The organism is Candidatus Symbiopectobacterium sp. NZEC151 (genome assembly GCF_025962655.1).
Classification (GTDB): domain Bacteria; phylum Pseudomonadota; class Gammaproteobacteria; order Enterobacterales; family Enterobacteriaceae; genus Symbiopectobacterium.
In genome coordinates this window covers 109,321-122,618 of record NZ_JAGFPE010000001.1, presented here as the reverse complement: position 1 = coordinate 122,618, position 13,298 = coordinate 109,321, and the positions used below count along the sequence as shown (strand labels likewise).

The 13,298-nt window shown below is 49.6% G+C and carries 11 protein-coding genes, 1 tRNA gene and 1 pseudogene; 8 read left to right on the top strand and 5 right to left on the bottom strand.

What is annotated here, in order from left to right; all coding sequences use genetic code 11:
- Positions 1-67 precede the first annotated feature (67 nt).
- Positions 68-143: transfer RNA gene (locus J5067_RS00535), tRNA-Asn, on the top strand.
- A 162-nt stretch (positions 144-305) separates the two neighbouring features.
- Positions 306-416: pseudogene (locus tag J5067_RS00530) on the top strand (Arm DNA-binding domain-containing protein); the annotation flags it as partial.
- Between the two features lie 103 nt (positions 417-519).
- On the opposite strand, the gene J5067_RS00525 reads toward J5067_RS00530, so the two are convergent.
- Positions 520-1,548, bottom strand: a complete 1,029-nt coding sequence (locus J5067_RS00525; RefSeq protein WP_264645964.1) for an alpha/beta hydrolase — start codon at positions 1,546-1,548, stop codon at positions 520-522.
- A gap of 263 nt (positions 1,549-1,811) precedes the next feature.
- Here J5067_RS00525 and J5067_RS00520 point away from each other — a divergent pair, with 263 nt between their 5' ends.
- On the top strand, positions 1,812-2,729 hold the full coding sequence (locus J5067_RS00520) for a LysR family transcriptional regulator (RefSeq protein WP_264645963.1): 918 nt from the start codon (positions 1,812-1,814) through the stop codon (positions 2,727-2,729).
- Between the two features lie 147 nt (positions 2,730-2,876).
- Here J5067_RS00520 and J5067_RS00515 read toward each other — a convergent pair whose 3' ends face one another.
- Positions 2,877-3,311 carry a VOC family protein gene (locus J5067_RS00515; RefSeq protein WP_264645962.1) on the bottom strand — a complete coding sequence of 145 codons (435 nt, stop codon included), beginning with the start codon at positions 3,309-3,311 and terminating at the stop codon, positions 2,877-2,879.
- A gap of 188 nt (positions 3,312-3,499) precedes the next feature.
- Here J5067_RS00515 and yajD point away from each other — a divergent pair, with 188 nt between their 5' ends.
- Positions 3,500-3,844 (top strand): HNH nuclease YajD, encoded by a 345-nt coding sequence (gene yajD, locus J5067_RS00510; RefSeq protein ID WP_264626531.1) that lies wholly within the window; start codon positions 3,500-3,502, stop codon positions 3,842-3,844.
- A gap of 168 nt (positions 3,845-4,012) precedes the next feature.
- On the opposite strand, the gene J5067_RS00505 is transcribed toward yajD, so the two are convergent.
- Entirely contained in the window at positions 4,013-5,791 is a 1,779-nt protein-coding gene (locus J5067_RS00505) for an inverse autotransporter beta domain-containing protein (protein ID WP_264650179.1), read from the bottom strand.
- Positions 5,792-6,389: 598 nt separating this feature from the next.
- Here J5067_RS00505 and J5067_RS00500 point away from each other — a divergent pair.
- From J5067_RS00500 to J5067_RS00490, 3 genes are all read left to right on the top strand, one after another.
- A complete protein-coding gene (locus J5067_RS00500) occupies positions 6,390-6,983 on the top strand; it encodes a flavodoxin (RefSeq protein WP_264628215.1) in 594 nt (197 codons plus the stop codon).
- Positions 6,984-7,114: 131 nt separating this feature from the next.
- Positions 7,115-8,104 (top strand): aldo/keto reductase, encoded by a 990-nt coding sequence (locus J5067_RS00495; RefSeq protein WP_264645959.1) that lies wholly within the window; start codon positions 7,115-7,117, stop codon positions 8,102-8,104.
- A 20-nt stretch (positions 8,105-8,124) separates the two neighbouring features.
- A complete protein-coding gene (locus tag J5067_RS00490) occupies positions 8,125-9,174 on the top strand; it encodes an NAD(P)-dependent alcohol dehydrogenase (RefSeq protein WP_264650178.1) in 1,050 nt (349 codons plus the stop codon).
- A gap of 9 nt (positions 9,175-9,183) precedes the next feature.
- On the opposite strand, the gene J5067_RS00485 is transcribed toward J5067_RS00490, so the two are convergent.
- The gene (locus J5067_RS00485; protein WP_264650177.1) at positions 9,184-10,905 is read right to left on the bottom strand and encodes a SulP family inorganic anion transporter; all 1,722 of its coding nucleotides are present in this window, start codon (positions 10,903-10,905) and stop codon (positions 9,184-9,186) included.
- 349 nt (positions 10,906-11,254) lie between these two features.
- On the opposite strand from J5067_RS00485, the gene J5067_RS00480 reads away from it, so the two are divergent.
- Positions 11,255-12,760 carry a Na+/H+ antiporter NhaC family protein gene (locus tag J5067_RS00480; RefSeq protein ID WP_264650176.1) on the top strand — a complete coding sequence of 502 codons (1,506 nt, stop codon included), beginning with the start codon at positions 11,255-11,257 and terminating at the stop codon, positions 12,758-12,760.
- 97 nt (positions 12,761-12,857) lie between these two features.
- Here J5067_RS00480 and J5067_RS00475 read toward each other — a convergent pair whose 3' ends face one another.
- Positions 12,858-13,247: a CesT family type III secretion system chaperone gene (locus J5067_RS00475; protein WP_264627935.1), complete on the bottom strand. Its 390-nt coding sequence runs from the start codon at positions 13,245-13,247 to the stop codon at positions 12,858-12,860.
- Positions 13,248-13,298 lie beyond the last annotated feature (51 nt).

Sequence of the window (13,298 nt, the reverse complement as noted above, 5' to 3'; positions counted from 1 at the left end):
GTCCTTTGCATGTTCTTCCTTTGACATCCCCGCACCACGCCGTTATTATGCGCCCCGTTCACACGATTCCTCTGTAGTTCAGTCGGTAGAACGGCGGACTGTTAATCCGTATGTCACTGGTTCGAGTCCAGTCAGAGGAGCCAAATTCAAAAAAGCAGATGTCCTCGGGCGTCTGCTTTTTGCTTTAGATTCAAGAGAATAACGCAAGAATCTTTCCCGATGCGTGTGCGTTTTCCCCGCTGTGTCGGCAGAATGTGGTGGTCAAATTTGGGGTCAGATTGGTTCGATAATGGAGTGACTCCCAAATGGCTCTTAACGATCTAAAAATCCGCAACTTAAAAGCATCCGCCAAACCTTTCAAAGCCTCCGATTCACACGGTCTGTTTTTACTCGTCAATCCCAACGGTTCACGCAACTGATATCTCAAATATCATATCAATGGTAGTAGCAGCAATCGCTTTTCTTTCAAACCGACTATTGCGCAAATGCGCCGCACCTTGGCCGGTGCGGCGTGTATCATTATTTCAGATTGGTATTGAAGAACGATGTCAGTTTCTCAAATGGAATGAGGTCAGTACGATCATACAGATCAACATGACCCGCCCCAGGAACGATGTACAGTTCCTTCGGTTGGCCCGCGCGTTTGTAGGCATCTTCGCTAAACTCCTTCGAGTGTGCCCGATCGCCAGTAATAAACAGCATTGGGCGCGGTGAAATCGTTTCAATATCATTGAACGGATAGAAGTTCATAAATTTGCCGATGCTGCTTAACAGTGGCTTGGTGGTCAGCTCTTCTTTCTCGCCTTGCGGCGTGTAGCCGCCTCGCGCGGTACGGTAGAAATCGAAGAATTCACGCTGAATGGCCGGTGTTGAATCATCCAACGTATTCACGGTCCCTGGAATATACGCCTTCTCTGCACCTTTAAATTCTGCGAATCGCTGCTGGACAGCCGATTGAATAAGGGCCTTACGCTGCTCTGGCGTCAGGGAATGATTGAGGCCATTGCGGAACGCTGAGCCCATGTCATACATACTGACGGTGGCTATCGCCTTCATACGTGGGTCAATTTTGGCCGCGCTAATAACAAAGCTGCCACTGCCGCAGATCCCCAGCACACCGATATTGTCAGAATCAACATACGGCTGCGTGCTAAGGTAGTCGACCGCCGCGCTGAAATCGTCAGAATAAATTTCCGGTGAAACCAGATGACCCGGCTTGCCTTCACTTTCCCCCCAGAAGGAGAGGTCGATCGCCAGCGTTACAAACCCCTGCTCCGCCAGTTTTTGTGCATACAGATTTGAGCTTTGCTCTTTTACCGCGCCCATCGGGTGCCCGATAACAATCGCTGGGTTTTTAGCGTGCTGATTCAGCGTTTTCGGGATAAACAAATTGCCCACGACGTTCATCTGATACTGATTTTTAAACGTCACTTTTTGCTGGGTAACTTTATCGCTTTTATAAAAGTTGTCCGCGCCTTTTGACAGGTCCACCGCGGTGGCGGCGAATGAGCTGATGAGCAGCCCCAGCGCCAGGGTCATATTTTTCATGAAGTACTTCCTCTCGTTTACGTGGTGTGTTTCGCGGATCGGTGTGGACATTAGCGGCTACCTCTGAATATCGACCCGGCCAAATTCAGGCAAGCCTCTGCCGGGCACCATTCACGGGAATGGCGTCAAAAAAGCGCATGAATAAAACGTGCCGATCACGATGTTCTGTTGCTGAAAGTTTTACACGCCGGGTGTAGGCTGACTAGCTAATGAATACTTAATGGGCTTATAAGCCCTGATTATTAATTGGGAACGCCTGCCAGATGAAACGCAACTTGAATGACCTTCTCTATTTTGTCACCGTCGCCCGCGAAGGCAGTTTTACCCGTGCGGCAGCTCATCTTGGGGTAACGCAACCTGCGCTCAGCCAGGCGATTTCCGCGCTGGAAGAACGCATGAAAATTCGGCTCCTCACCCGAACCACCCGCAGTGTATCGCCCACCACTGCCGGAGAACGGTTGTTGCAGGCCATCGGCAACCGCCTTGATGAGATTGAAGCCGAGTTGGATATGCTCACAGAGTTGCGCGACAAACCCGCCGGTACGGTGCGCATCACCTGTGGACCAGACGTTTTGCGTTCCACGTTGTTACCCAAACTGACGCCACTACTGCGTGAATACCCGGATATCCATATCGAGTTCGATGCCAACCACGGTTTCCGCGATATCGTTGCCGACCGTTTCGATGCCGGCGTTCGCCTTGGTGACACCATCGATAAAGATATGATAGCCATACCGATTGGACCGGAATTACGCATGGCGGCCGTGGCTTCGCCGGATTATTTCTCGCGATACCCCATTCCGCAAACACCGCATGAGCTGACGCAACACTGCTGTATTAACCAGCGAATGGTCAGATCCGGCGGGCTCTACGTCTGGGATTTTGATCAGGACGGTGGTGATTTGAACGTGCGGGTCAGTGGGCAGGTTACGTTTAACACTTCGGAACATATTATTTATGCCGCGCTGGCGGGATTGGGCATCGCTTTTTTACCTGAGGAAGAATTTGGAACCCATATTGAAGAAGGACGCCTGATCCGGGTGCTTGAAGCGTGGTGTCAGCCTTTTCCTGGGTACTATTTGTATTACCCGAGTCGTAAGCAAGTGTCTCCGGCTTTCTCACTGGTGGTCGACGCCCTGCGTGTTTCCCGAAAACGACAACCGGTAAACCCGGCAAAATGACTGCGGGACACTGAAGTTTGGCGCTTTACCTCACCAGCACCGGCTTGAGTCACACATCTTGATAAAGGTTATGCTCGCTTCCAGCCAGGCAGACGGTACACATGGCATCGGTAGCGAGAGATGTGCGGAGACAGTGAACCTTTGAGCTTAGAGGTTGAAACGGATTTCCACGGCGTGTGTGCTGCGCTCTGCCTCGCCATGGTAAACCGCCTCGATATTGTTCCCATCGGGATCGATCACAAAAGCCGCGTAGTACCCAGGGTGGTAGGTTCGTTCACCAGGCGCGCCGTTGTCACGCCCCCCATGTGTCAGTGCGGTATGATAAAAAGCCTTTACGGTTTCACGATCTTTGGCCTGAAAAGCCAGATGGTGACGCCCTGTCGGTTTTCCCAGAGAACCCTCGCTTTTGACTGAACACACCACAAGTTCATCTGCCCAGAAATAATCGTCAGATGTGTTTATGATGGGGATCTCAAGAACGGCCAGTACGGCCTGATAAAACGCTTTGCTTAGCTCGAAGTCGTTTACAACGAGCTGAATATGATCGATAAGCCTACCACGATGTAGCAGATAAGTTTCCACAAGCAATTTCCTCTGTCAATGCGTCGACGGCGCCATTCTCATTCTTTTGCGATATGCATCGTGACGGTATGGAGTATGTACCATTAAAACCAACCGGATCTTCTGCTTTCATTTTTTCTCTTGCTCTACTATGAGATATATTGGGGACACTATCGTAAACACTCTCTTTATAACAGGTAACATCGGCAATGGCTCTGATTCCCAAAAACTACGCACGGCTGGAAAGCGGCTACCGTGAGAAAGCACTAAAAATTTACCCGTGGGTGTGCGGACGCTGCTCGCGGGAGTTTGTTTATTCCAACCTGCGCGAATTAACGGTGCATCATATCGATCATGACCATACCAATAACCCGGAAGATGGCAGCAACTGGGAGTTGCTGTGTCTGTATTGCCATGATCATGAACACTCGAAGTACACTGAGGCTGACCAATACGGCACAACCGTTGTGGCGGGAGAGGATGCGCAAAAAGACGTTGCGGCTGCCACCTATAATCCGTTTGCCGATTTGAAGTCGATGCTTAACAAGAAATAATATCAGCACTCTCTGCTTCTGGCATGGGCTGCTGACGCAGCCCTGACAAACGCAGACCTCAAGGGATTGCCTATTTCCAATAGCATCGACATCACTGCCACCTAGCGAACGCCGCTTGCACGTTACTTATAGCCCTGCGGTGGTGGTCAGGTCAGATGCCACCACACGTTAAGAGGCGTCGACAAACTCAAAACCATATTGCTTGTCTGACGAATCCCTTTTTGTTCCCGAGGGTTCAACAATCACAAACCCTTCGGAATTCACGGCTTCATCAACTAATGTATGACGCTCCAGCTTAGCAGGGCTTGCTTTGAGTGGTATACCATCAGGGCTGGGTGGATAAACATAAATATCAGGCTGTCTATTAATCGGTTCTACGTCATCGTTAGGGTTTGCTCCTGGCACTAGGTCTCCACACTCTAAACATGGATCGCCTTCAGGCGTTACAACAGGTGGTTTTGGCCCTTCTGGCCATTCCGGCGCCCCTTTAGGGTTTACTGCCCTGTCTTCATCCTCAAAAGCTTCATCGTCAACAGGAGGGATTGCTCCTGGCACTAAATCTTCACACTCTAAACATGGAGCTCCTTCTGGCGTTGAGACGGGTGGTTCTGGCCATTCAGGCCCCCCTGATGGGGTTGGTGTCTCCCGTGGTACCTCCCGTGGCGTCTCCCGTGGTATTTCCCGCGGCGTCTCCCGTGGTGTCTCCCGTGGTATCTCCCGCGGCGTCTCCCGCGGCGTCTCCCGTGGTATCTCCCGTGGTATCTCCCGCGGCGTCTCCCGTGGTATCTCCCGCGGCGTCTCCCGTGGTATCTCCCGTGGTGTCTCCCGTGGTATCTCCCGCGGCGTCTCCCGTGGTGTCTCCCGTGGTATCTCCCGCGGTGTCTCCCGTGGTATCTCCCGTGGTGCCTCTCGTGGTGCCTTTGGTGGTGCCTTTGGTGGTACTGGCGTTGGCGCAACGGGGGCTTTTATTACTGGTTTTTCTATCCGTTGAGAGGGCTTCTCTCGAAACGAAAGCTTTATATCGTTGTTACGATCAACAACATGATAATTTTTTGCTTTCTTTAAGTACTGGGATGCGGTGTAGGTTGGATCAAGTTGCAAAGAGAGGGGGACCCCAAATTGGTAACGAACAGAGACCCCAAAACGGTTTTCAGTCTGCTTTTGGCTACCCAATACGCGATCAATATCAAACTGTAGCAGTGGAATAGGCGCATAGCTGAGCCCTAATGATAGCGCATGTGGATTTCTGGCATCTTTCCCTTTCTTGGTAAGCGCAACGCTATCGCCAAAGTATTGCTCAAATTTCACCCGACCACTAAGCTGACGATACCCCGGTATCCACGCTTGCAAATTGACATCATAACCATGAGCGACATCCGCGTAATACCCTGGTTTTTCATCAACATCCCGGTTACGGGTTAGGCCATAATATCCATTTGCCGTAAAACGAGCATTATCAAACCATAACTCCCCGCCAACACCAAGGCGGTGGTAAATTGATTTTGACATCTGCGCATCATAGAAAATGTTATACCCCAATCCCCAGTCATTGCCAAAATGACGCTGACCTACTCCCACACTGACGCTGTTTTTATGTTTGTGATGATATCCACCGAATTGGCCGAACAACATGCGCTTTTCATTTTCTTGCAATGGCAGTAATACATTCAGCGTGGTACTCCCAGACTGGCGGCCAAACGCGCCCAAACCAGCCTGTGCCTCTCCCCGAATATTCATGTCTTCCCTTTTCATTGACGTAGCGGAATGCCTAATAGAGGTATTATCTGTGACTGATGGTGAAATCAAATGGCGTCTCGTATCCTCTTTTGTATATTTAATAACAGGCGTGTGCGTTTTCTCATCACTTTTATTCGCCTGAGAACAACTAACCAAAGCGAAAACCATCCCCAGTTGCCGAAAGAAACGACATGTTAAATTATCATTCATAACTTATTAAACACAAATGTGCCCTCAATAATAAACATAACAAAATATGATTTATAAAAATACAAAAGCGGCACACTCTATAATGTAATAAAAAATTTAAAAATAGGGTTATGACTGGATGACAATCTATTCACCTATGCACATTATGAAATTATCACCATTAATATTTTAATACCACGATACATATAAACAATCATCAAAAAACTTGAAAACAACAAGAAGATCAATTACATAATTGCATGCTTTAAAAAAACAAAACCCATATCACACGCCAAGCGTCACGTTATTCTTCGCAAAACATATAAATATTGTTTAAAAAAATACAGTGTAACTTTAAATATTAAGATGATTTTTTATGTATATTTAAGACAATTATGCCATTTCTTTAACACATTACTTCTCACACCGTTAAATAACGAAACACTACTGTCACTCACTGAGACAGTGCTATGCCTTTAATGAGGCATATTCATAATACTAATCAATACAATACGATTATCTCACTGTACATCTTCTGTTATCTTGGGCTCGCTGATGCTGCTCTGCTCCTGCATCACCGCGCGGGTTGTCTAGCATCCATTTCTGCGGAGAATCATACATGTCACACCAACACGATCGCACTCGAAGAGCGCTGCTTACCTCATTGGCCAGCTTAACTGTGGCGAAGATGGTTCTTCCTTCCTCCGCTAGCGCCAGCGCTGAGTTACCCCTAAAAGACCGACGCACTCTGGTCGCTTATTTATCCCGCAGTGGTAACACACGCGTCATCGCGGGGGTTATTCATCGCAGCCTGCAAAGCGATCTGTTTGAGATTGAGCCTGCCACGCCCTATCCGGATGATTATTTTCAGACGGTAGAGCAGGCAAAAATAGAACGCGACCGTGGCTTCAGGCCACCGTTAAAAAGCAGTGTCAGCAACATTGAACATTATCAAACGATTTATTTAGGTTTTCCTATTTGGGGGACAACCCTTCCCCCGGTGGTGCAAACCTTTCTCACTACCCACAATTTGGCAGACAAAGCGCTGGTTCCTTTTATCACCCATGGCGGATATGGCGTTGGTAACAGCGAAGCGGTATTAGCGACACTGGCACCCCATGCCAGACGAGAAAAACCGCTTATTATCGAATGCGATCAGGAGCGAAGAACCACGGAAACCGTGACCCGCTGGTTAACTACCTTCTCGCGCTAAATACCAAACGCGGGCGGTAATTAATGAATTCAGTTAATAAACCCTAGCGAATTAACGTGGCTAATCGAATTAATCGTGCTGCGCTATGCTTGCTGAATATCGGTAAAGCCGTTAACTGTAGGAGCGTAGTAATGCAAAAACGTTATTTGGGAACGTCTGGGCTTGAAGTATCTGCGCTAGGTCTGGGCTGCATGGGATTGAGCCAAGGCTACGGCCCGGCAACGGATACTCGTCAAGCCATTACACTCGTTCGCGCAGCCGTTGAGCGCGGTGTGACATTTTTTGATACCGCTGAAGTGTATGGACCCTATTTAAATGAAGACGTCGTCGGTGAAGCCTTGAAACCTTTACGCGATCGCGTGGTTATCGCTACAAAATTTGGCTTTAACATAGGCAACGACAATAAACAGCAGATGTTGAACAGTCGCCCGGAGCATATCCGTGAAGCCGTAGAAGGTTCACTACGTCGCCTTAAGACAGATGTTATCGATCTTCTCTATCAACACCGGGTTGATCCCGATGTCCCGATTGAAGATGTCGCGGGAACGGTGAAAGATCTGATAGCCGAAGGCAAGGTAAAACATTTTGGTCTTTCAGAAGCCGGTGCGCAGACCGTACGTCGTGCTCATGCAGTGCAACCCGTTGCCGCGTTACAAAGTGAATATTCCTTATGGTGGCGCGAGCCAGAACAAGAAATACTTCCACTGCTTGAAGAGCTCGGCATTGGTTTTGTGCCCTTCAGCCCGCTGGGCAGGGGCTTTCTGACTGGCACAATCAACGCCGAAACCACCTTTACAGAGAATGATTTCCGCAACGTGGTTCCCCGTTTCGCCGCAGAAGCTCTGAAAGCCAACGAAAAATTGGTGATATTACTGGCCGAACTGGCAACAGAACGCCGCACCACTCCCGCACAAATCGCACTGGCTTGGTTACTGGCGCAAAAACCCTGGATTGTTCCCATTCCAGGCACCACGAAGCTGCATCGGCTGGAGGAAAATTTGGCCGCAACAGAAATCACGCTTACGCCAGCAGACTTGCAGAAAATTACCCAGGTGCTGGAAACGGTAAAAATCGTGGGTGAACGTTATCCGGCAGCATTGCAAGCGCATGTTGGCCGTTAATTTTCATAGAGATAATAATTATGTTTAAAACCATCAAAGCCATTGGCACCGATGCGGCAACCAACCCGTTAACCACATTCAGTATTAAACGCCGCGGATTACTGAGCGATGACGTTGAGATGGAAATTCTCTACTGCGGAATTTGCCATTCCGATCTCCATCAACTCAACGATGATTTTGGTGCAGCACACTACCCTATGGTCCCCGGACACGAAATAGTGGGCCGCGTTATCGCGGTAGGCCGTGACGTAACCCGATTTAAACCAGGCGATTACGCTGCGGTGGGCTGCATTGTTGACGCATGCGGTACATGTCCCACCTGCCGCAGCGACCTCGAACAGTTCTGTGAATCCGGCACTACGCTCTCCTTTAACTCACCGGATACGCATCTGGGGGGAATGACCTACGGTGGCTTCGCACAAACCTACGTCTGTCGTGAAAAATACACGTTGAAAATGCCCGCTGCGTTGGATTTGGCATCAGCTGCGCCGCTGCTGTGTGCCGGTATTACGGTGTACTCACCGCTCAAACACTGGCAGGCCGGCGCGGGGAAAGTGGTGGGCATTCTAGGCATCGGTGGACTCGGACACGTCGCGATCAAAATTGCCAAAGCGATGGGCGCACATGTGGTGGTCTTTACCACATCGCAAGCCAAAGTGGCAGATGCCACTCGCCTTGGCGCACATCAGGCAGTGCTATCGACCGATCCACAGCAGATGGCAGCGTTTGCCAGTAAGGTCGATCTGATCCTCGATACGGTTTCCGCAAAGCATGATGTCAATGCATACCTTAACTTACTGAAAATTGATGGCTCCGTGGTGCTGGTAGGGTTGCCACCGGAGCCGATCGAAATTGGGGCATTTAATGTCGTTAAAGGACGTCGTAGTTTCTCCGGCTCGAATATCGGCGGCATTGCAGAAACCCAGGAAATGCTTGAGTTTTGCGCTGAACACGGTATTACGGCTGATATCGAATTAATCAGTGCCAGTCAGATTAATGAGGCGTTTTCTCGTCTGAAAAAAGGCGATGTGAAATATCGATTCGTGCTGGATATGTCCACGCTGCAATAACTTACGTCATCAGGGCGGACTGTCCGCCCTTAGCGTGTTTGACTCCTTGCACTCTTTACTCTGAATCAACCGTAATGCCAAATACAGGTCCGGCACCAGAATCAAATCGTGCACCTTATTGTCGGCACGGTTCATACGGAACCAGCGGGTTAATTCAGTCCGTCGTCCTGCAAGCACCAGATTAATCCCACGCTGTTTGAGCTCGCGTTTCAATTCGTCGATGGCTGCCAGCACGCTGACATCGGCATGGGTAAAGCTGGCTACCGCATCAATCACCACCCAGCGCGGCTGAGAAGTATCGCCATCCACCAGATCGGTAATGCGACGCTTAAAATAGGCAACGTTGAAATAGGTTAATGGAGAATTGAAACGGTACATGATAACGCCGTCCACCGCTCTGATATCACAATCATTGCCGTTATTTAATGAATGGATCATGCCTTCGGCATTGACGCCGAGCAAATGCTCCGTCGGTCGGAATACTGTCTGAAGGAATTGCAACAACCCCAGCAACACCGCCAATCCAATCCCCGGAATAATGCCCACCAGCAGCACACTCAGAAAAGTAAACAGAGCCAGGTAGAATGCCGGGCGATTGCGCTTCCGCAATTGGGATATACTGCGTAAATCCAGCAGCCCCCACGACGCATAAATCAAAATGACGCCGAGTACCGCAATAGGAATATATTGCAGGGGCTCACTTAACAATGCGACCACCAGAGCAATCGCCAAGGCGGCGATCACAGACACCAACTGACTTTTGCCACCGTTGGCATCGTTAACCGCCGTACGCGAATTCGCCCCGCTAATGGCAAAGCCCTGCGATAAACCAGAGACGATATTCACCAGTCCAAGTGCGCGGAATTCACTGTTTACATCCACCTCGTAACCATTTTTTGCCGCGAAACTGCGCGCCGTCAGCATCATGCTCACAAAACTGACCACCGCGAGGTTCAACGCAGGGATCACCAGTTCTCGCAGCAAGCCGGGTTTGAAATCCGGCCAGGATACGGTAGGCAAACCGCCACCGGTATAACCAGAAACCGTTTCTATCCCAAAGCGCGGCAGGTTTGCCGCCCAGGTCAGCCCTGTCGTCAATACGATGGCAAAGAGCGGTGCGGGCCAATTCGGACGAAGATAGCGCACGCCAAACAGGCATAGCAGCGTCAGCAACGAGATGCCCACCGTCGGCCAATGGCTGTTTGCCAGATTCGACGGTAGCGCATAAATACGCTCAATCAGTTCACTGGAGGGAGATGAAAAACCAAACACGTTGCTGATCTGGTTTACTATGATGGTTAGCGCAACGCCGTTGAGCAATCCACTCAATATCGGGCGGGACAACAAATCCGCAATGGCACCCAGCTTGAATCGACTGGCAATGAGACACCATGTCCCCATCATCAACGTCATTACAATCGCCAGTTGCCAGTGAAGCTCCGTATTTCCCGCCGCCAAGGGGGTGATGACCGCCGCGATAACCGCGCAGGTAGCGGCATCCGGGCCAACAATCAATTGCCGCGAAGAGCCGAAAATGGCGTAGGCGACCATCGGCAAAATACAGGAGTAGAGCCCAACGATTGCGCTTACCCCGGCCAGTTCGGCATAAGCGATCGCCACCGGCAATGCGACGGCCGCCACTGAAAGCCCCGCACGAATGTCGTGCTTTAACCAGGTGCGTTCATAAGCAAGCAGATTTGTCAGGCCAGGCGTCAGGGATTTCCACTGCATACTTCTTCCCTTTAATTATCATTTTCGCAATAAATTGCATCATGCAATCCTTTCGCTGACTGGCGACAGAACGCGCTGCACAGCGGGAATGGATTGCATACAAACAACGCACTAATGATTGGAAGTATGGCAGAGATAAAATAAAAATCAGAAGTCGCCCTGTACTGCGACATCTGATTTTTTTGGCCCAGAGCGAACGTAGGGTGTGCAGCCCCCCTTCCAACATTCAGCCTCATTACATTCTCTATACGATTGCAAAAAGCGACTATGCTTAAGCCAGAACGAACCGCGCAACACGATCATTCCGAATTTAAAAAAACTTTTTACCTTAACGGGATATGGAGCATATATGGTCAGCGATCCCAAGCCTCCCCGCACAATAAAAGCGCCCAGTTATTTTGATGCGTTGATCCCGGTAGTCACCTTGATCCTGCTGGTGGGCGCGTCTGTTGCCCTGTTCGGCCTGGATGCGGTAAATGGCCCGCTGCAAGTGGCAATTATTGTTAGCACCATGATCACCTCGATGGTCATATTAAAAAATGGCCACAGTTGGGAAGAGATTTCTGAATCAGGACGAAAAGGAATTGCCACCGTCTCCGGTGCCATCTTTATTCTTTTTTCCGTAGGTGCATTGATTGGCACCTGGAACATGTCCGGGACCATTCCAACCATGGTGTATTACGGCATCGTCATGATCATGCCGAACTGGTTTTACCCTATCGCTTTTTTGGTGTGTGTTGGCGTATCACTCAGTATCGGCAGTTCATGGACAACCGCAGGTACATTGGGTGTTGGCTTGGTCGGATTGGCCAATATGCTCGGCTTATCGCCTGAGATCACCGCCGGTGCCGTCATTTCCGGTGCTTATGTGGGTGATAAAGTATCGCCGCTCTCTGAAAGCACCGTATTGGCTGCCCAACTTAATGGCGTCGAACTGTATAAACATATTCGTACTCAGATGTGGACCACCCTACCCGCAGCAGCTATTGCCCTGATAGCGTTTATTGCGCTGGGTATTAATCAACACAGTGCCTTCGATGCCAGCGTCACGGATAATGAGTTGAAACGGTTTAACGAGCTGTTCCACATTACCCCCTGGAACCTGCTGCCCTTGTTCTTTTTACTTACGCTCTCGGTATTAAAGGTGCCTGCGTCGTTGGCGATTATGTGCTCCGCATTACTGGCGGGCATTATGACGCCGATAATGCAACCGCAAGTGGTGCTGCGTTTTATTGCTGAGCCAGATACCGCGGCACCACTGCTTGCCATAAAAGCCATGTGGACAGCAATGGCAACCGGCTTTCAGGAGAATTCAGGGATTGAGCAGATAGATGCGTTGCTGTCGCGTGGTGGCATGGATAGCATGTTGCTAACCATTTGGCTCATCATCGGCGCGGTTACCTTTGGCATTATGGTGGATGATTTTGGTCTGCTCAACAAGCTGGTGACACCGCTGTTATTACGGGCCAGAACGGTCGGCCGCTTGATTGCTTCGGTCGTTGCTACCGCTATTGGTTTAAACATTGCAGCTGGCGACCAATACATCGCTCTGCTGTTACCCACTCGCTTATTTAAATCTGAATTTGCCCGACGAGGGTTGGCACCGGAAAACCTTTCCAGAGCAGTTTCTGACGCCGGTATTGTCACCTCACCGTTGATTCCCTGGAACTCCTGCGGTGCTTATATGGCAGCCGTGCTCGGTGTCTCGACCATGGCCTACATGCCGTTTGCCATCTTTAATATTGCTGCCCCGCTGATCACGCTGGCATTGGGCATCACCGGAATAAATATTCGGCGCATTCTCGTCACTGCGGCGAACACACCGCAAGAAAATGATGAGAAAAAGTCACTATAAGCGTCATCACCTTCCCTGCTTAACGGCGGTATGCAGGGAAGGTTATTCGGCTTACTTCTCGGGTTCCATGACAACGCATGGCCTGTTCCAGCCAATCTTATTCCAGCGTTTCACGTAACATATCCAAACGCTGCACAAATTGATTTAAACTTTCGTACAACTCATCCGCATTGTAATTCGTTTCTCGGGCCCCGCCGACGAACATGAGAATATCCGATGATTCATTTAGGCACAGCCCCCCAATCCCCGAGCGTAATGTTTCAAAACTCTCTTTGAGAGTTTTTTGATAGAAAGCGCATGGATTATCTTCATTTTTCAAATGGCGAACCATGCCATAAAAATACCATTTTCCATCATCAAGTTGCAGTGACACGGGACATTTACCATCGATTAATAATAAAACCTGTTGTTTTTCGTCTAATTTTAGATCTAATCCTAGCTTTTCACCCAAAAAATTAATTTGTCTTTCCGATCCATTTCCTGTCATTAATCCCTCTCCCGATAGAGGTACAATTTTACTTCTTCCTCTAACTTATCT